Annotated in this window: 16 protein-coding genes; 10 read left to right on the top strand and 6 right to left on the bottom strand. The window is 56.0% G+C overall.

Annotated features, from left to right (window positions below):
- Position 1 precedes the first annotated feature (1 nt).
- From HMPREF1267_RS03565 to HMPREF1267_RS03555, 3 genes are read left to right on the top strand one after another with little or no spacing between them, the layout of a single operon-like run.
- The gene (locus tag HMPREF1267_RS03565) at positions 2-1,216 is read left to right on the top strand and encodes an ABC transporter ATP-binding protein (protein WP_023028423.1); all 1,215 of its coding nucleotides are present in this window, start codon (positions 2-4) and stop codon (positions 1,214-1,216) included.
- Positions 1,203-1,955, top strand: coding sequence for an ABC transporter permease (locus HMPREF1267_RS03560; RefSeq protein WP_023028422.1), 753 nt, complete (start codon positions 1,203-1,205; stop codon positions 1,953-1,955). The genes HMPREF1267_RS03565 and HMPREF1267_RS03560 overlap by 14 nt, the downstream gene beginning before the upstream one ends.
- The gene (locus tag HMPREF1267_RS03555) at positions 1,952-2,908 is read left to right on the top strand and encodes a glycine betaine ABC transporter substrate-binding protein (RefSeq protein ID WP_023028421.1); all 957 of its coding nucleotides are present in this window, start codon (positions 1,952-1,954) and stop codon (positions 2,906-2,908) included. Before HMPREF1267_RS03560 ends, HMPREF1267_RS03555 begins: the two co-directional genes overlap by 4 nt.
- Before the next feature lie 290 nt (positions 2,909-3,198).
- Here HMPREF1267_RS03555 and HMPREF1267_RS03550 read toward each other — a convergent pair whose 3' ends face one another.
- The 3 genes from HMPREF1267_RS03550 to HMPREF1267_RS03540 all read right to left on the bottom strand — a co-directional run bounded on the left by HMPREF1267_RS03550 (position 3,199) and on the right by HMPREF1267_RS03540 (position 7,505).
- On the bottom strand, positions 3,199-4,521 hold the full coding sequence (locus HMPREF1267_RS03550) for an MFS transporter (protein WP_023028420.1): 1,323 nt from the start codon (positions 4,519-4,521) through the stop codon (positions 3,199-3,201).
- Between the two features lie 468 nt (positions 4,522-4,989).
- Complete coding sequence (locus HMPREF1267_RS03545) at positions 4,990-6,261, bottom strand: threonine/serine exporter ThrE family protein (protein ID WP_198011992.1); 1,272 nt, start codon at positions 6,259-6,261, stop codon at positions 4,990-4,992.
- A gap of 335 nt (positions 6,262-6,596) precedes the next feature.
- The gene (locus HMPREF1267_RS03540) at positions 6,597-7,505 is read right to left on the bottom strand and encodes a hypothetical protein (RefSeq protein ID WP_023028418.1); all 909 of its coding nucleotides are present in this window, start codon (positions 7,503-7,505) and stop codon (positions 6,597-6,599) included.
- Positions 7,506-7,730: 225 nt separating this feature from the next.
- Here HMPREF1267_RS03540 and HMPREF1267_RS03535 point away from each other — a divergent pair, with 225 nt between their 5' ends.
- A complete protein-coding gene (locus HMPREF1267_RS03535) occupies positions 7,731-9,125 on the top strand; it encodes a GntP family permease (protein ID WP_023028417.1) in 1,395 nt (464 codons plus the stop codon).
- Here the strand turns inward: HMPREF1267_RS03535 and HMPREF1267_RS03530 are convergent.
- The gene (locus HMPREF1267_RS03530; RefSeq protein WP_023016894.1) at positions 9,122-9,631 is read right to left on the bottom strand and encodes a gluconokinase; all 510 of its coding nucleotides are present in this window, start codon (positions 9,629-9,631) and stop codon (positions 9,122-9,124) included. The genes HMPREF1267_RS03535 and HMPREF1267_RS03530 overlap by 4 nt on opposite strands.
- Before the next feature lie 133 nt (positions 9,632-9,764).
- On the opposite strand from HMPREF1267_RS03530, the gene HMPREF1267_RS13335 reads away from it, so the two are divergent.
- The 3 genes from HMPREF1267_RS13335 to HMPREF1267_RS03515 are packed head-to-tail and all read left to right on the top strand — an operon-like array spanning position 9,765 to position 13,454.
- On the top strand, positions 9,765-10,226 hold the full coding sequence (locus HMPREF1267_RS13335) for a winged helix-turn-helix domain-containing protein (RefSeq protein WP_023028416.1): 462 nt from the start codon (positions 9,765-9,767) through the stop codon (positions 10,224-10,226).
- Positions 10,227-10,249: 23 nt separating this feature from the next.
- Positions 10,250-12,349, top strand: coding sequence for an AAA family ATPase (locus tag HMPREF1267_RS12330; protein WP_023028415.1), 2,100 nt, complete (start codon positions 10,250-10,252; stop codon positions 12,347-12,349).
- Positions 12,333-13,454, top strand: a complete 1,122-nt coding sequence (locus HMPREF1267_RS03515) for a hypothetical protein (RefSeq protein WP_023028414.1) — start codon at positions 12,333-12,335, stop codon at positions 13,452-13,454. Before HMPREF1267_RS12330 ends, HMPREF1267_RS03515 begins: the two co-directional genes overlap by 17 nt.
- Before the next feature lie 131 nt (positions 13,455-13,585).
- Here HMPREF1267_RS03515 and HMPREF1267_RS03510 read toward each other — a convergent pair whose 3' ends face one another.
- On the bottom strand, positions 13,586-14,527 hold the full coding sequence (locus HMPREF1267_RS03510) for a nucleoside hydrolase (protein ID WP_023028413.1): 942 nt from the start codon (positions 14,525-14,527) through the stop codon (positions 13,586-13,588).
- 156 nt (positions 14,528-14,683) lie between these two features.
- Between HMPREF1267_RS03510 and HMPREF1267_RS03505 the strand changes: the two genes are divergently transcribed.
- The 3 genes from HMPREF1267_RS03505 to HMPREF1267_RS03495 are packed head-to-tail and all read left to right on the top strand — an operon-like array spanning position 14,684 to position 16,781.
- Complete coding sequence (locus tag HMPREF1267_RS03505; RefSeq protein ID WP_023028412.1) at positions 14,684-15,874, top strand: amidase; 1,191 nt, start codon at positions 14,684-14,686, stop codon at positions 15,872-15,874.
- 56 nt (positions 15,875-15,930) lie between these two features.
- The gene (locus HMPREF1267_RS03500) at positions 15,931-16,350 is read left to right on the top strand and encodes a nucleotidyltransferase domain-containing protein (RefSeq protein WP_023028411.1); all 420 of its coding nucleotides are present in this window, start codon (positions 15,931-15,933) and stop codon (positions 16,348-16,350) included.
- Entirely contained in the window at positions 16,347-16,781 is a 435-nt protein-coding gene (locus HMPREF1267_RS03495) for a DUF86 domain-containing protein (RefSeq protein WP_023028410.1), read from the top strand. Before HMPREF1267_RS03500 ends, HMPREF1267_RS03495 begins: the two co-directional genes overlap by 4 nt.
- On the opposite strand, the gene HMPREF1267_RS03490 is transcribed toward HMPREF1267_RS03495, so the two are convergent.
- Positions 16,767-17,276 (bottom strand): 2'-5' RNA ligase family protein, encoded by a 510-nt coding sequence (locus HMPREF1267_RS03490; RefSeq protein WP_023028409.1) that lies wholly within the window; start codon positions 17,274-17,276, stop codon positions 16,767-16,769. The genes HMPREF1267_RS03495 and HMPREF1267_RS03490 overlap by 15 nt on opposite strands.
- Positions 17,277-17,321 lie beyond the last annotated feature (45 nt).

The raw sequence follows: 17,321 nt of genomic DNA, 5'->3' as shown, positions 1-17,321 counted from the left end.
AATGTCTGATTCAACGCACGCTTCATCCACGCACGCCGCGGACGCGAGCAATAGCGGTGCCAGCATCGTCTTCGATCACGTCACCAAGGCCTATTCGGGCCAAGACTCCCCCGCCGTGGAGGACCTTTCCTTCGAAATTCCGGCAGGCGAGCTGGTCGCTTTCGTCGGGCCGTCTGGTTGCGGTAAGACCACCTCGCTGAAGATGATTAACCGCTTGGTGGAGCCGACAAGCGGCACCATTTATATCGATGGAGAGGATGCCACCAAGAAAAATCCCACGCAGCTGCGCCGCGATATTGGCTACGTCATCCAAGGCGGCGGCCTCATCCCGCACATGTCCGTCGCGGATAATATTGCGCTTGTGCCCAAGCTGAAGAAGTGGAAGGCCGATAAGATTGCTCAGCGCACCGATGAACTTTTGGATATGGTCGGGCTCGATCCTGCAACCTACCGCGATCGCTTCCCCAGCGAGCTATCCGGTGGCCAGCAACAGCGCGTCGGCGTCGCCCGCGGCCTAGCGGCGGATCCGCCGGTGGTCTTGATGGACGAGCCTTTCGGCGCGGTCGACCCCATCACCCGCACGCGCCTGCAGGATGAATTGGTCAATATCCAATCCGAGTTGAAAAAGACCATCATCTGCGTCACGCACGATATCGATGAGGCCATCAAGCTGGGCCACCGCATCCTCATCTTTGAGCCCGGCGGCAAAATCAGCCAGTACGATACGCCCGAAAATATCCTTGCCGCGCCCGCGAATGACTTCGTGGCCGACTTCATTGGTTCCGGCTCTGCCCTAAAACAGCTCAACCTGCGCCGCGCGGATGAGCTGGAGCTTGCGGACCAGGCCACCGCGCGCATCGGCGAACCCACAAGCGAGGCCCTAGCGCGCCTGCGCGAAGCCGGCGAAGAAATGGTGGTCATCATCGATGACAAGGGCCATCCCCGCGACTGGATCTTCGCCCGCCAGCTCGAGCGCTACGAGACCATCCCGGAGCCGCAGTTCGAGCTCAACTCCGTTGTGGATGCGCGCTCTACGCTTAGCGATGCCATGTCTGCCATGCTTGCTTCCTCCCACAGCGGGGCGCTTGTTACCCGCCGCGGTGAATTCGTGGGCGTTTTGTACTACGAAACGGTCACGGATTATATCCAGCAGATGAATGCCGCCGCCCAAGAGGCTTTAGATGACAAGGAGGTGGATTCCGGTGGAGAAATTTAAGCGCCTGACCGGCGAGGACCGCCTCCTAATCATCGGCATCCCCATCCTGGTGGTGCTCACGGTGGGCGGCTGGCTCATCTGGCACGCCACGGCCGAGCTGGATGATATTGAAGAGCGCACCCTGCAGATTAGTTCTGTGCTCACCATGACCCGCGAGCACTTAGTCCTCGTGGTCATTTCCGCACTGTTGGTCATCGCCACGGCCGTGCCGCTGGGCATCGTGCTAACGCGCAAGTCCACCAAGTTCATGGCGCCGATCATCACCAGCATCGCGAATATTGGACAGGCCGCGCCCGTCGTCGGTGTCATCGTCCTATTGGCCATCTGGCTCGGCTTTGGCGAGCCTGTGGCCATCCTCGGCCTCTGGTTCTATGCCTTCTTGCCGGTACTCGCCAACGTGATTGCGGGCTTGCGGGGCGTGGATAAGCAGCTTGTCGAGGCCGCCTACGGCCTCAGCATGTCACCAATCCAGGTGCTCACCAAGGTCGAGCTGCCCATGGCCCTGCCGGTCATCATGACCGGCATCCGCACCTCCCTGGTGCTCTTGGTCGGCGCGGGTGCGTTTGCCACCTTTATTGATGCCGGCGGCCTCGGCGGGCTGATTACCACCGGAATCACCCTCTACCGCAACCCTATTCTCATCTCTGGCGCGGTCCTCATCGCCGCCTTAGCCTTAGCGGTCGAATGGGTGGGCCGCGTTCTTGAGGTTGTCTTCGCCCCGAAGGGAATGATCCAATGAAACGCCTCCTCGCAACCCTCGCTGCCGCAAGCACCTTCTTCCTCGCCGGGTGCGGCCTCGGCACCGCCGGTGGTCTCATCCCGAGTGGGGAATTAAAGGGTGACCTGGCCGATATTGACCTCGACGGCGCCAATATTTCCATCGGTTCCAAGAACTTCACCGAGCAGGTCATCCTGGGCAAGATTGGTGCCATCCTCTTGGAATCCGCAGGTGCCAACGTAAAGGACCTAACCAATATCCCCGGCTCTACCTCGGCGCGCCAAGCGCTGGAGGTCGGCGATATGGACTCCATGTTTGAATACACCGGTACCGCCTGGATTACCTACCTGGGCAACGCCGATCCGGTCCCCGGCTCGCAGGAGCAATACGAGGCAGTGAAGGAGGCCGATAAGGACCATGGACTTACCTGGCTACCCCCAGCGCCGATGAATAATACGTACGCGCTGGCCATTAGCGAGCAGTCCCACGCACAGTACGGCCTCGAATCGCTGGCCGATATCAAGGGAGTTCCCGCCAACGAGCAGACCTTTTGCACCGATAGCGAGTTCTTAGCCCGCAATGACGGCCTGCTTACCATGTTGGATAGCTATGGCATTGAACAACCACCGCGCGACCGCATCAGGATTATGGATTCCGGCGCCGTCTATGCCGCCTTGAATAAGGGCGAGTGCACCCTCGGTTCCATCTTTGCCACCGATGGCCGCATTAAGTCCTTAAACCTCACCGTGCTGGAGGACCCTGAGCTCTTCTTCCCCAAGTACAACCTCGCCCCGGTTGTGCGCACCGAGGTCTCGGAAGAATACCCAGAGATCAAGGATCTCTTCGCTCCCCTCGCGAAACTCCTGACGGATGAGAAGATGCAGGAGCTCAATGCCCGCGTGGACGTCGACGGTGAGGACTACACCGCCGTGGCACAGGATTTCCTCATCGATGAAGGCCTGCTAGAAGGATAATCTTTGAGGGCCGCTTACCAGCACAAATGGATTTACAGGAAACTTTCAGTATTTTTCAGCGACCTATCAGATAGATTCCATTGCTGTTCCAGCCGCGTGCCCCATACTTAAATCATGCGTTTGAGAGAGCGCATACGAGAGAGATAGAGAGAACCCCTCAGTTTCCAGAGGGCGGTGCACACCGATACATGGAAACACCCTTGTAGAGAGAGACGCCAGCGGCACTCGGAACCGAAAGGAACCGGGTGCCGCTGGCGTTTTACTAGTTCTACAGGCATAACCCGCGCGGGTTATGCCACCAGCTTGTTCTTGCGCGGCGCGAAGAGCACGGCAGTACCCGTCACGATCGCCGCAGCCACCAGGTAAAAGGCCGGGGCTAGTTTATTTCCGGTGGTATCAATCAGCCACGTCGCGATCATCGGGGCGGTACCGCCGAAGATGGCATTGGCAGTATTAAACGTCAGCGCGAAACCAGACAGGCGCACATGCGTGGGGAACTGCTCGGAAAGGAAGGAGGGCAAGACGCCATCGTTAAGCGCCAGCACCCCACCCAGGCACACCTGAATGATGATGACGAGCAGGATGCCTGCGCCATCGAGAAGCATGAATGCCGGAATAATGGCAAGTCCCATAAAGAGCGCGGCGCACAGCATGGTGGTGCGCCGGCCAAGGCGATCGGACAGCAGGCCTGTCAATAGCGCAAAGCCCACGTAGAACGCGGAGGCCACCGAAGACGCGATAAACGCCGGAGTTTCTGCCATGCCCAGCTCCTCCGAAAGATAGGTGGGCAGGTAGGTCAAGATGACGTAGAAGCCAATCGCGTTGAGCACCGCGCCGGCAAAGGCAATGGCCAGGGCCTTGGGGTATTTCAGCACCTGGCGCAGGGGCGAAAGCTCGGTGTCCGCGTGCTTTTCAAAGCGGTTGGATTCCTCCGTATGGCGGCGGATCCATAAGCCGTACAGGCCGAGCGGCAGCGCCACTAGGAAGGGCACGCGCCAGCCCCAGGAATGCAGGGCATCATCATCGAGCACACCGGTAAGAAAGGCCGCGATGAGCGAGCCCAAGAGCAGCCCGGATGCGGTGGCCGAGGGCACCACCGCAGCATAAATCCCGCGTTTCCCAGGTGGGGCAATCTCAGCCAGGTGTGTGGCGGCGCCGGCATATTCACCGGCGGCGGAAAAGCCTTGCACCATGCGGCATATAAGAAGCAAGAGCGTCGCGGCAAAGCCGATGGTGGCATACCCAGGCAATAGGCCGATGCAGGCGGTCGCCAGTGACATCAACACGATGGAATAGGTCAGCGTGTGGATGCGGCCGTGCTTATCACCAATATGTCCCCAGACGATTCCCCCGATGGGGCGCACCAAGAATGACAGCGCGAAGAGCGCGAAGGTCAAAATCAGCGCGCGGCGGCCTTCCATTTCTGGGAAAAAGACGCGCGAGATAATCGCGGACATATAGATATAGGCCGCATAATCAAACCACTCAATAAACGTGCCGATGAATGCGGCCTTGATGGCGGAAACGCGCTGTTCGTGTGAAGTGCCAGGAACGTCCACATCCGTTGGGGCAGATTCATCGCTCGCTGGCGGTGGGGCTATCAGAGGAGCCATGCTCCTCACCTCGTTTCTGTTGAGCTTCATTCGCAAAAATGGCGCAGCATAGTCTGCACCCGTAGCGACGAGCCTACAGAATTTACTATGGTTTAGGTCACTTATATATGCCTTTATAGCCTCGCTGACACGCTTTGCTTGCCGATGCCTCCCTTCCCCACCCAACTCACAGCACTTTGCAGCAACCTTTCAGGCAGATTCCATTGCCGTTCCAGCCGCGTGCCCCATACTTAAATCATGCGTTTGAGAGAGCGCATACGAGAGAGATAGAGAGAACCCCTCAGTTTCCAGAGGGCGGTGCACACCGATACATGGAAACACCCTTGTAGAGAGAGACGCCAGCGGCACTCGGAACCGAAAGGAACCGGGTGCCGCTGGCGTTTTACAAGTTTCTGTGCTGTGGGGTTCCGCTGTTGTCTTCTGCTACTGCCTGCTGCCCCTGACCGCCCCACTGCTAGACCACCTGAACTAGGTGGGCTTCTTCCGTGGGATCTCCTTATCGAAATCAATAAGGCGCCCCAGCGCCCAATCGCGGTCCGTCAGCAGCCGGGCAAATACCATCCCTGCGCCGATGGCACCTACCACCATCAAGCCCGTGGCCACATTTGCCACCGCCTGATCCATCTGGCCATCGTTGAGGTAATAAACCGCGCGGAACATCGTCACTCCAGGGATCATGATGACGGCGGCCGGCACGGTGGTGGTAATGCGCGGCAACCGCGCCTTTTGCGAGGCCACCGCGCCCAAGAGCCCGATAATGAGCCCTCCGATAAACGCCGCAAAGTAAATGGTCGTGCCCAGCTCAAGCAGCCCTAAGCGCACCGCGTTGGCCACGGTTCCCACGCTTGCAGCCACCAGCACCATGCGGCGCGAGGAATTAAAGAGGAAGGCAAAGCCCGCGATACCAAAGAAACTGGCAACAAACGCCAGCAGGTACCACCGCGTATCCGGGGCGGGGACCGGCGGATCCGGACTAAGATCCGTTAGCCAACTGACCATGGAGACGGTAAACGTAGCGGTAAAGATGACCGTAAACGCATACCCCAGCCGGGCGATACCCGCATCAAAGTCAAAGCGCGCGATATCAATCAGGGCCGAGAACAGCGGGAACCCCGGAATCAAAAAGAGCACCGCCGCAACATAGCCCGAGGACAGCGAGCTCGGCTCTACTACCCCAGCAAATCCGAGGAGCTCGATGAGGATAAAGAAGGTGATGCTGGCTGCCGCGCCACCGGCAATGATCCCGCCAATTTGGTGCACGTGCTGGTGAAGCACTTCATAGCGCACAAACTGCCCCACGAATGCCGCCAGCGCCACGAGCCCTACCGCTTGCACTGGGAAGAAATTTAAGAAAGCAAACGCCGCGCACGCGACCGCGGCCGCTGTGGATAGGACCCACACGCTCCAGCGCTTTTTCACATCGCTTTCTATGGAATCGAGCATTCCCGAAAGCTCTTCCGCGGTAATGCCGGAATATAGGTGGTTATGGGTAAGGTCCTCCAATGCCTCAATGCGGGAGGCATCGACGGCCGGCGAGTGCGTGCGCGCAATCACGGTGCGAAAGGAATCTCCCCGGTGGAAGGTGCAGGTAATCTGCGTCAGGCCCACGTTTGCGTCCAAATGATCAAACCCCAACGCCCGGGCGCTGCGCTTCATGCCGCGCAGCACGCGATAGCCCGATGTGCCCGCCCCCATCAGCATCATTCCGACGCGCAAGACGACGTCAGCTTCCACGCCCATCTGCCGGTGAAAATTCGGATCATACTGCGACGACAAGTCTTCCACCTCTACCTCGCGGGAAAGCTGCGATCCAGGCCACTTCTCGGCGGCCATTGCCCCAGCTTCCACCCACATTTTGGCTATTTCTTCTACCTCCCAGACTAGCGCACCGCGTGCCTACCCCGTGATATTCTTAGCCTGCACTAACTTTCAGGAAAATTTCAGCTTTTTTCAATGCCTATAACAGGATTTAGGCCCATACTTTCCTTAGCGTTTGAGAGAACGCAAGAGAGATAGAGAGAACCAGCTCCAGCGCCCTGCGGCCCTTCACTGCGGCCCGGGCGCTGGAGTTGTTTTTACTGCGCCATCTGGCTTGCGCACTGTTGCGTCCACCCAGTCGTCCCATCCGTGAAATAGGTGGTCCCTGGTTGCTGATTGGATGGGTCGCCACAGGAAGCAACCGTTTTATCGAGCGGGTGCGGATTCTCCACGCCAGGGGCTTGGGTAATTCCTACGACAGGCGCATCGCCAGCATTCTGGGGCGCATCGCCGCCTTGGTTGTTCGGGTTTACCTGCTGTTGTCCCCCACTATCTGTTCCCGATTTCGGCTGCGGGGCAGGCTGCGCAGCTTCGCCTGCGCGCTCTTGGGCAGGGTCATTCTTGGAGCTTGCTTCATTGGTGGGCTCCTGCAAAGAAGGCTCCGCTTCACCGCCGCTTTCCACCTTAATCTTGTAGCTCACCTCATTCGTGGCCTTAAAGTGCAGCATATTGGTGTCTTTAGAAACATCGAGGAAAGCCGTACCGTCGGCGCTGTAGCCTGGGAATTCATCCATGAGGTTGAGGTAGCTGCCATCATCGCAGCTAACTTCTGCCCGTGCATTATTAATTTTGTTGTCAGCGGTGCTTGCTCGCCACGGCATAGACCTAAAAGGCGAGGTGAATCCGTCATCCGCGCCCTCAGGCATGGACGCGGAAATCTCTACCGCGACAAACTTCCCTTTCTTCGACTCGGTACTTGCGCAGTGCGCATCATCGACAATGTCATTGATTTTCACGGTCATGCACGTGGTGTCATCATCGCCACTGCACGGTACATCGAAGCTATCGCCCTTGCCTAAGGCTGGCGCAGCCTCTGAGGTAGAGTACGTCGCTTCCGATTGTGCGCTGGTAGCTGGTTCTGCAGCATCATCGCCGCCAGAAGAACACGCCCCGAGTGCCACCGCACCTGCCAATATCAATGCCGAAAAGCCAAGCTTGCGCTTCATAAAGAGTCCTTTCCAAAGGTGAGAGAGATAATTCCAATGTAGCCTTGTCTACTCATCCCAGGAAACCCGCGGCGGTTCACCTCCATCGGGTGTCGCGTCAGCCTCATTTTCCACGAGTACACGCAGAACGCGTTCCAGGGCGAATTCAATGCTGCTACCGTGACGGATTGAAAAGGCCAATACGCCCTATTAAATTTCAAACGGATGCAAAGGATCCTTTAGCTCATGGATACTTGGGAGCCAACACTTTCTACTGGCCCACTCCTCGGCATCGCCATCGCCGCGATTGCACTAATCCTCGTGCTTGTCATCTATTTCAAGCTGCATGCATTTTTAACGTTGCTGGTGGTCTCCGCCCTAACAGCACTCGCGGCCGGCATACCGCTCGAGGGCATTGTCCCTACGATGACGGAAAGCTTCAGCTCCACACTTGGCTCGGTGGCGCTTCTGGTGGGACTCGGCGCCATGATCGGCCGGCTCGTGGAGGCTTCCGGCGGTGCTCAGTCGCTTGCCGATGCCATGGTTCGCCGCTTCGGCGAAAACAAAGCGCCCCTTGCACTCGGCATCGCCTCGCTGATTATGGGCTTCCCTATATTCTTCGACGCTGGTCTTATCGTGATGCTGCCGGTTATCTTTGCCGTCGCCCGCCGCCTGGATGGCCCAGTCCTTGCCTTTGGCCTGCCGGCCGCTGGCGCCTTTTCTGTCATGCACGTCTACCTGCCACCGCACCCCGGTCCTGTCGCCGCCAGCGAATTCTACGGCGCCGACCTCGGATTGGTGCTGCTCGTCGGCCTGCTGCTGGCCCTTCCAACCTGGTATATCTCCGGCTACCGCTTCGGACTTTTTGCCGGAAAGAAGTTCCCGTTCAAGGTCACCGATGCCATCACCGGGCCTGTCCTTGAAAAGGAAGAACAACCCTTAAAACCAGCCTCCGCCGCCACGGTGATTTCCATCTTGCTCATCCCGATGGTGCTCATCTTCTTCAATACCGGGCTCAACGCTCTAGCTTCCTACGGCACAATCGATGCCGATGCCACGTGGGTCAGGTTCTTCGTCATGCTCGGCCAAACTCCAATCGTACTGCTGATTACGGTGCTTATCGCGCTGGTAGTCCTCGGCCTGCGCCGCGGCGAGGAAAAGACGGCTCTGGAAAAACTCGTTGACTCCTCGCTCGGCCCTATCTGTTCCGTCGTGCTCATCACCGGTGCGGGCGGCATGTTCGGCGGCGTGCTTCGCACCTCCGGCATTGGCGATGCGCTTGCCGATTCCCTCTCCGGCCTCGGCATCCCTGTCATCCTGGCCTGCTATCTCATCGCCGTAGCCCTCCGCCTGGCACAGGGTTCAGCCACCGTCGCACTCACTACCGCCGCTGCCCTGATGGTCCCCGCTGTGGAAGCTGGCGGGTTCAACGAACTCCAACTCGCGCTCATCGTCGTGGCCACCGCCGCTGGTTCGGTCTTCGGCTCCCACGTCAACGATTCGGGCTTCTGGCTCGTCGGCCGCCTGATGGGCATGGATACAATGACCACTCTGAAGACGTGGACCGTCAACCAGATGCTCATCTCCGTCATCGGCTTCGCACTCGTGCTCGTCCTCTACGGCGCGGCTGCAGTCTTTTAGGCGCCGAACTCTATCCAAGCAGCAGCGTCTTCTGCAATATCTTCCGCTGGCCGCGTCACATCGAAAACGCGGCCAGTTTCGTCCTCTTCCAGCGGCTCCAAAGTATCGAACTGCGATTGCAACAGCGACGCCGGCATGAAATGTCCCGGTCGGTGTTGCATCCGCTCATACAACACATCAAAGTCCCCGTGCACGTGCACAAACGCCACGCCTGGGCAGTACTGCCTAATCAGATCCCTGTACTTGCGTTTTAGCGCGCTGCACCCCACCATCGCACCTTCCGGCCTATCCGCCAGCCACTGACCGATCTGTTTTAGCCACGGCTCCCGGTCCTCATCATTCAGCGGCGTTCCCGCGGCCATCTTGTCGATATTTGCCTGCGTGTGCATATCATCGCCGTCGCGGTACTCTAGCCCGACCAGCGGCGACAGGGCCTCCCCCACCGTTGTCTTGCCAGAGCCAGAGACTCCCATGACGACGACGTGACGGAATTTGTTCTGGTCCATGGTGGCTCCTTGGGTTGGGGTTCTTTCTCTCGATTTTATCCCCGCGGTTTCCAATTGAGCTACATCCGTACCGAGTGAATCGTTCTCCTACTATCATGAAAACGTCCCTGCTTTAACTTCTAAGGATGCTTTGATGAGTGACCCACAGCAAACCTTTTCTTGGAGAACCGTTCTTCCCATCGTCTTAGAAACGATGCGGGACGCGACACTGGTCTCTTATCCCGAGATTTTTGAACGCGTTCAAAAAATTGCTGAAGTGGACTTTCCAGAGCAAGCTCACCGGCAGCTCAAAAATAGAACCGCTGTGGAAGACCGGACGCGGTGGGCGGTATTCCACGCAAGAGAGATTGGCTTTGTCACTTCCTCTAAACCGGGTTCCTTTTCCTTGACCGCTGAGGGGGCCACTTGGCTTGCCTCCAACCCGTATCCCTTAAGCAAAGACCAAATTCGAGAACTCGGAAAACTTACTTCCAAAACAAATAAGCCACAAGCAGCCGATACAGGCCCGCAAGAACAAGTTCCTGAAGAATCCAGTGCGGATTTTTCTGGGTACTGCGCGCCGGAAGCAATGGCGAACGCGAAAAGCAAGCATTAGCGTCCAACCAAGGTCTTCCCGGCATGGACTACGGCCCAGAGGTAAACCAGCAGGATAGTCTGGATGCCATCAAAGCCTCAATGGTTCGAGAGCACCCAGATCTCAAGGCACAAACGGCTACCAGCTACGCGTCTCAGCTCAATCGATTTAAAAACGAGATGCAGATAGGCGACTTAGTTCTGATGCCTAGCAAATTGCACCAAGGACGAGTTTATTTCGGCTATGTCTCCGGCAACTACGAATACCACCCAAATGATCCGAAGGATTTACGGCATGTTCGACCAATCAACTGGTCCAGCGATTTCTTCAACCGTGATGACCTAGGACTTGACCTTCAACGTTCTCTGGGTTCACTGCTTACTATTTGTCAGATTTCTCGAAATCATGCCTATGACCGTGTGGAATCAGTCATCCAGGGCATGGGAGATCCTGAATTTTTCTCTGAGACTCCATTATCCCCGTCATTTGATTGGCCGGATTTTTTCGAAGAATTCGCCACTAAGCTACTCGCCTTCAAAGACAACCGCGCTGAGCTACTGGAAAAGCTAAAAGAAACCGCTGAAATTTCAGGACGCCCGCTTCGGTTCAAGCATCTATGGAAATGGTCCATCGACGATGAAGAAGTGCCAGCTACTGACATGGATCCGTTTACTATCCTCGGAGTGGCAAACCGTCAGATTTCGGTGTCTAACAAACGGGCTATTTGCCAAGCCTTCAAAGCGGTTTTCGGAATTGAAGCCCCAGCACCAACAGATTTTTCTGGACTACCCCAACTAAATAACCTGCGCTCGTGTTTTACCACCAAACCCTCAGATGTTAAGAACCAAAAGTTTTGGGATAACAGCTGGAGTCTTTTCGAATCGGCAATCGGGTTAAGCCAGTCAGATACGCCAGAAAATAGAGCCAAGTTCATGCGCGATTTCGACGTGATGACTAAAGATCGATCGATCACGGCATACACCATGGCATTGTTTTGGGCGCGTCCACTCTACTTCCTGACTTTTGATTCAGTTATCACCAAGTATCTTGCCCAAGACTCCGCATTAGGAATCAATATTCAGAAGAATGTTTCAACGGGTAAAGATTATTTGCTCACGCTCGATGACATTCGAGAATGGCTTACTACCGCCGAGATCGAACCAGCCAACTTTCCCCGGTTGTCTTATGAAGCATGGGTTTTCAACCAAGAACCAACAGATGCTACTACCCAAACTGCAGAGTCTTCGTCGGAAGAAGACCCCTTTACCATCCCTAAACTAATAGAAGAAGGCTGTTTTATTCCGAAAGACGATCTCGAGCTTATGCTGGAGCGCCTGAAAGAAAAGAAGAATCTGATTCTCCAAGGACCACCGGGTACAGGAAAGACATGGCTTGCACGTCGCTTGGCATATATCTTGTGCAAGTCGGATGCAGAAGAACTAGTCACTTCTGTTCAGTTCCATCCTTCTACTTCATATGAGGACTTCGTTCAAGGCTTTCGCCCCAGCAGCAATGGAAAGCTTGAACTGAGAGACGGACCGTTCCTCCATGCGGTAGAAAAGGCTAAGGAAAACGACTCCAATCCACACGTAGTGGTAATTGAAGAGATTAACCGCGGCAATCCAGCGCAAATTTTTGGAGAGATGCTCACCCTCTTAGAAGCTGATAAGAGAAACCCCGAAAATGCACTTACCACGCTTTATAGCCAGGAAGGAGAAGCAATCTTCCTACCCGATAACTTTTATGTCATCGGCACTATGAACCAAGCGGACAGGTCACTTGCCATGGTAGATATGGCTTTACGCCGCAGGTTCGCCTTCGTAAATCTCGTTCCACAATTGGGATCCACCTGGCGCAATTTCTGTGTTTCCAACCGTAATCGCAATGGCCAAGCACTCACCGAAATTGCCCGGAGGATCGAGGAGGTTAATCAACTAATCCGCGATGATTTCAATCTTGGTGATGATTACCTCATCGGACATAGCTTTGTTACTCCGCGCCGAAAGCTAACAGACAGTTCTTACGAAGCCACTATTGAGTGGTTTAACCAGGTAGTGACCTCGGATCTTAAGCCGCTCATAGGGGAATACTGGTTCGATAATCCTTCGAAGCGCGAGCAGGCCCTCGATGTCCTCACAGGATAGTTCCATAAAACCGGAGGACATATACGTTCCGATCCGTAGTGTATGGATGCTCCAGCTATACGCTTCACAGACTTTCATTGATGGACACATATCCAATTCCTCCGTGGAAGAAGCGGGAGTTGAGCTTCCAGAGCTCATCGGAACAATGCTGTGTGACGCTGTAGAAAGGCGCTTTCGGAGAGAATTGAGCATCGACTTTACCCTCACCGAACGAAATATAACCCGGGTGCGAGGCCGAATAAACATGTATGAAACCGCCCGCCACCAACTCTTAGAAAAGGGTCTCATTGCTTGTGAGTTCAATGAACTAACCATCAATAGCGAAGTTAACCGATTCCTTCGTTACGCCCTCGAGTATGCAGGACATATCCTGTCAAACGTAGGTAGTGGTGACGCTGCGCACCGGTGCAAGATACTGGGTCAAAGACTTGCTCAAATGGGGGTTCCCGAGCCAAAAACGGCGGCTTTTCCTCGTGCCAGGCTTTCTCCTGCAGATAAGAAACCAGTTGCCGTGGCTAAACTGCTTCTGGAACTAGCCGTGCCCACTCGCGGAAACGACGCCCTTCCTCGGTTCAGCAGAAAACACTTCACGCAAGACGAACTCCGCAAGCTGTTCGAAAAAGCTCTATTCGGCCTGTTCCATTACCATCTCAGCCCTTTCGGCTGGAAAGTAAGCAGCGGTAAACGCTTAAATTGGAATGTTCAACAAGCTCCCAGCTATTTACCGAGCATGCAGACAGATATCATTCTGCGATCACCAGAAGGTGAAATTACAGTTATTGATGCCAAGTTCACGCATTTGTTCACTGAGAATCGCGTAGGAAACGAATCTATTAAAAGCTCTCATCTTTATCAGCTTTACGCATACTTACGCAGCCAAGAACCCTTCAGCGAGGAATGGGAAACCGCTCAGGGCATCATGCTTTATGCTTCCACGGGACAAAACCAAGCGGATGAGACGTTATCGTTCTTTCTCGATGGGCACCCTGTAACTTTCGCTGGCATTGGTCTAGAAACCTCAATTCGAGAGTTTCGTGAGAAAGCACTTATGCTTGTGGCGCCAAATATCGGTTCCTTTCAAAAAGAATCTCACGAAATTGCTTAAAGACTCTCTGAAAGAGCACAATGCCAGACGAAGTGAATACAAGAGTACAAAACAGCCACGTTATGGCCTGAGACTAGTGATTCAGAGGCGATAATGTGGCTGTTTTTTCGGTTTTGACCGCAGTATGTGGTCTAGCCGAGATTTTTAAGGGCCTCGGTTACCAATTTCCAGAAGCCCACATGGTCCAGCTTGGTAGCGACCTGAGTATGGCAAGTGTCATCGGCGGGCTCCCGCAGGTCAGTCACGGTCATACCGGTGGTAAGTGCGCCGGCGAGCTCAACGTGAACGGGTGCCTTGCGGGTTTGCACGATGCTCGGATCGATGAGGTAAGCCACCGTGCACGGATCGTGGACCGGAGGATCCGTGAAGCCTTGGTTTTGCTGATACGCCTCGCGGAAGAAACCGAAGAGACCGACAACAAAGTCCGCGACGGGCGTATTTAACGCCTTAATTTCGGCTTCGACCCCGGCTGTGGCCAGTGCTTGGTGGGTAAGGTCGAGCCCGACCATGGTGACCGGCCACGGCTCTTCGAAGACGATATGTGCCGCCTCAGGATCAATCTTGATATTGAATTCGGCAACGGGGGACCAATTGCCTTCGTGGTAGCCGCCGCCCATAAGCACAACCTCTTTGACACGCTCTACGATGCGCGGTTCTTTGCGCGCGGCCATAGCGATATTGGTCAACGGACCCGTTGGGACCAAGGTAATGGTGCCGGGGTCGTGGGACATGATGGTGTCGATGATGAAGTCGATGGCGTGGGCATCGGCAAGCGCGGTGCTTGGGTCCGGAAGATCGACGCCGTTGACATCCATGCCGGTGGAGCCGTGGATAACCTCGGCAACTTCTACGGGGCGCACGAGCGGGCGATCGCAGCCGGCGTAGACCGGAATCTCCGGATGACCGGCGATTTCCTTGACGACCAGGGCATTGCGGGCGACCTTGTCCAAGGTCTGGTTGCCGCCGACGGTGGTAATGCCCAGCAGATCGATGTTGGGATTGCCCATAGCCAAGAGCAGGGCTACCGCGTCATCGTGGCCGGGGTCGCAGTCCAGAATAATTTTTCGCGTCATGTCTCGAGCCTACTTTTGGTCGGTGAAGACCGCCACGGTTTCAGCGGTTGATTGTGGTACGGCTTCAAGTCGTCCAAGCCCACCAGCGGTAGCCTGGAATACAGCAAGTCAACCCGCAAACGGTATGAACCGTCGTGGAAAGGAATTCGCCTCACCATGCCCACAATTTCTGACCGCCTGACCCACGCGCAGCAAGAATTCAACGCGGTGATTTCCACCATTTCTTTTGATGAAGACGCGGTGGATTCCGCGCCTACGCTGCGCGGATTGCCTGTTGCTTTTAAAGACATCGTGGATATCGCCGGGGTGACTACTACTTGTGGCACCAACGTGGATATGGGGCCAGCTCCAACGCGGAATGCCACAGTGGCACAGCGGCTGATGGATGCTGGCGCGATTCCCGTTGCCAAGGCCAACCTCCAAGAGTTCTCATATGGCATCTTGGGCGATGCCTCCGCATATGGCCGCGTCATCAATCCGCGCGATCCGCAGGTCTGCAGCGGCGGTTCTAGTTCTGGGTCGGCGGCGCTGGTTGCGTCTGGGGCGCTCGATCTCACGGTGGGTTCCGATAGCGCCGGTTCCGTGCGCGTCCCGGCCGCCAGCCAGGGCGTGCTGGGATTTAAGCCCACCACCGGCACCATCCCGCTCGATGGGGTTTTCCCCTTCGCACCAAGCTTCGATTGCATCGGATTCTTCGCCAGCTCCATCGACCTCATCGAGCAGGCCCTGCTAGCCACGGTGGATGAAGAACCGGTTCCCGCCGAGAATGTATCCGCCATCGATGTCTCTTCGCTGAAAACCAAAGGTGAGCGCTTTGCTGGCCTACTGTCTGCGTTGCAGGATTCCACGTTGGCAGCCGTGGAGCGCCTCGATTACTCCCAGCTCGAATCCACCATCGCTACCACCGCGAAGCTCTACGCGCCGATGCGCCTCAAGGAGGCTTACGACGTCCATCAGCCCTACCTTGATCAGCGGGATAAGTATCAGGACGTCATCTTGGAGCGCGTCCTCGGCGGGCAGGATATTACTCAGGCAGACTACGACGCTGCAGCGCAGCAGGTACAACAACTGCGCACGAAAGCACTAACGCTTGTCGATACCTCCCCCATCATCCTCACCCCCACCCTCGACGCCGGCCCCATCAGGTGGGACGACATCACTGCAGAAAACACTGCGGATTCCGCTGCCAGCCTGCGCCGCTGGACCGAGCCATTCAATGTCTTGGGCTGGCCGGCGATCACTGTCCCGCTGCGCACGACGGAGACCACGGGGGTGGGTGATGCGGTGCAGGTCATCGGCAAGCCGGGCCAGGACCTCACCGTCCTGCGCGTCGCCCGCGAGATTTAAGCACACTCTGATTCCGCGTGCATCTGCCTGCTGACGGCGTTGGTAAGGTGATGGTTATGAGTACTCCAGCACAGCTTGCCGCGCGGTTGCGCGCTGAGGCCGATGACGGCTCCTTGGAGTCATTCTGCTTGGATACCGGCATTGACCTGCTGGTTCTTTTTGGCAGCGCGCACGTAGATGCCGCCAATGCAAATGATGTTGACCTTGCCTATTCGGTCGATTTCTCGCGCACGAAAGCTGACCGGCCGAATCTGCTCGACGTTGCCACGGCGTTTTATTCCCGCTACGGCGACGGCATCGATCTCATGTGTCTGGATACCGCGGACACGGTGGCGCAGCATGAAGCTCTGCAAAAATGCGAGCTCTTGGTCGATCCGTCCAATTCCAAGTATGGAACGCTGCAAATGATGGCGGCACGGGAGTACATCAATACGGCGTACCGCCGCGAGTTCGAGCTCAGGAGCTTAATGTCATGAGTCCACGGGATTTTCAATCAGACACTATCCGCAAAAGGCTTGTCTCCCTCCAGCGCATACTTGGCGAGCTTGAAAAATACCAGGATTCAGACGTGGACGAACTGCGCTCTGACCTTTCACAAATGTATGCCGTGTTTTTCATGCTGCAGCAAGTAATCGATCTTGCCACAGATATTAACCAACACATTGCGGCAACGACCTTAAATGTTGCGGACTCTAATAGCCGTCGCGGTTTCGAAGATCTCATTCGCGCGGGCGTTTTGCCCTCCGACCTGGAGCAAGATTTCTATAAGAGTGCGGCTTTGCGCAATGTCATTACTCACCAATACGTTGAAGTGGATTTGGGAATCGTCTCCAATTCAATCCCGCGAGTATTAGATGTATATACGCAATACGTTAAATCGATTTCGCGCTGGCTAGCCTCCCGCTAGCACCGTCTTTTCTTGCGTGCGCGGGCGCCAATATGCAGCTTCTATTGCGGTAAGTTCCTTGAAGTGCGAGGACGTCAGCTCATCCATCGCGGTTAAATAACCGCCCACATCCTCGCGCGGTAAGCGCAGGCCCATCGTCAGGTGCGGCGTCCAGCGCGGACCGCGGCCCTCGGGATTGGCGGCGCTAATCTTCCGCGCTGCGATTTCGAGTTCATCGCTTGTCTCTAATAACCAGGCCACGGTCCGTTTCCGCTTCGTGCCGAAGATGACGTTTCCCACGCGCCGAAACGCCGCCGGGATGACCGGTGGTAAAAGCTCTGCGGCAAGCTCAACAACGTGAGGCTCCATCTCCTGCGCGAAGGTCACCGTAATATGCGGGCGCTGGTTTTGCACGGGGAATCCGCGCTCGGCAAGACCTGCAAAGATCTCCCGAATCTGCTCTTCCTGCTTTTCTGGCAGGTAGAGCAGGATATTATCCGGCGATGCTGTACTCACGATGCGGCTTTCTTCGGTTCAAGTGGGCACGATTCACTCGTGTTC

It is taken from the genome of Corynebacterium sp. KPL1824, assembly GCF_000478095.1.
GTDB lineage: Bacteria > Actinomycetota > Actinomycetes > Mycobacteriales > Mycobacteriaceae > Corynebacterium > Corynebacterium accolens.
Note: the sequence above shows the minus strand (reverse complement) of the source record. Positions and strands in the feature narration are given on the sequence as shown.

Bases quoted from the DNA above. Each gene is read 5' to 3' on its own strand.
- HMPREF1267_RS13335 (WP_023028416.1), top strand. From the start codon at position 9,765: ATGAGTGACCCACAGCAAACCTTTTCTTGGAGAACCGTTCTTCCCATC.
- HMPREF1267_RS03505 (WP_023028412.1), top strand. From the start codon at position 14,684: ATGCCCACAATTTCTGACCGCCTGACCCACGCGCAGCAAGAATTCAAC.
- HMPREF1267_RS03540 (WP_023028418.1), bottom strand. From the start codon at position 7,505: ATGAAGCGCAAGCTTGGCTTTTCGGCATTGATATTGGCAGGTGCGGTG.
- HMPREF1267_RS03545 (WP_198011992.1), bottom strand. From the start codon at position 6,261: ATGGGCGTGGAAGCTGACGTCGTCTTGCGCGTCGGAATGATGCTGATG.
- HMPREF1267_RS03515 (WP_023028414.1), top strand. From the start codon at position 12,333: ATGTCCTCACAGGATAGTTCCATAAAACCGGAGGACATATACGTTCCG.
- HMPREF1267_RS03550 (WP_023028420.1), bottom strand. From the start codon at position 4,521: ATGGCTCCTCTGATAGCCCCACCGCCAGCGAGCGATGAATCTGCCCCA.
- HMPREF1267_RS03495 (WP_023028410.1), top strand. From the start codon at position 16,347: ATGAGTCCACGGGATTTTCAATCAGACACTATCCGCAAAAGGCTTGTC.
- HMPREF1267_RS12330 (WP_023028415.1), top strand. From the start codon at position 10,250: ATGGACTACGGCCCAGAGGTAAACCAGCAGGATAGTCTGGATGCCATC.
- HMPREF1267_RS03555 (WP_023028421.1), top strand. From the start codon at position 1,952: ATGAAACGCCTCCTCGCAACCCTCGCTGCCGCAAGCACCTTCTTCCTC.
- HMPREF1267_RS03510 (WP_023028413.1), bottom strand. From the start codon at position 14,527: ATGACGCGAAAAATTATTCTGGACTGCGACCCCGGCCACGATGACGCG.
- HMPREF1267_RS03565 (WP_023028423.1), top strand. From the start codon at position 2: ATGTCTGATTCAACGCACGCTTCATCCACGCACGCCGCGGACGCGAGC.
- HMPREF1267_RS03530 (WP_023016894.1), bottom strand. From the start codon at position 9,631: ATGGACCAGAACAAATTCCGTCACGTCGTCGTCATGGGAGTCTCTGGC.
- HMPREF1267_RS03500 (WP_023028411.1), top strand. From the start codon at position 15,931: ATGAGTACTCCAGCACAGCTTGCCGCGCGGTTGCGCGCTGAGGCCGAT.
- HMPREF1267_RS03535 (WP_023028417.1), top strand. From the start codon at position 7,731: ATGGATACTTGGGAGCCAACACTTTCTACTGGCCCACTCCTCGGCATC.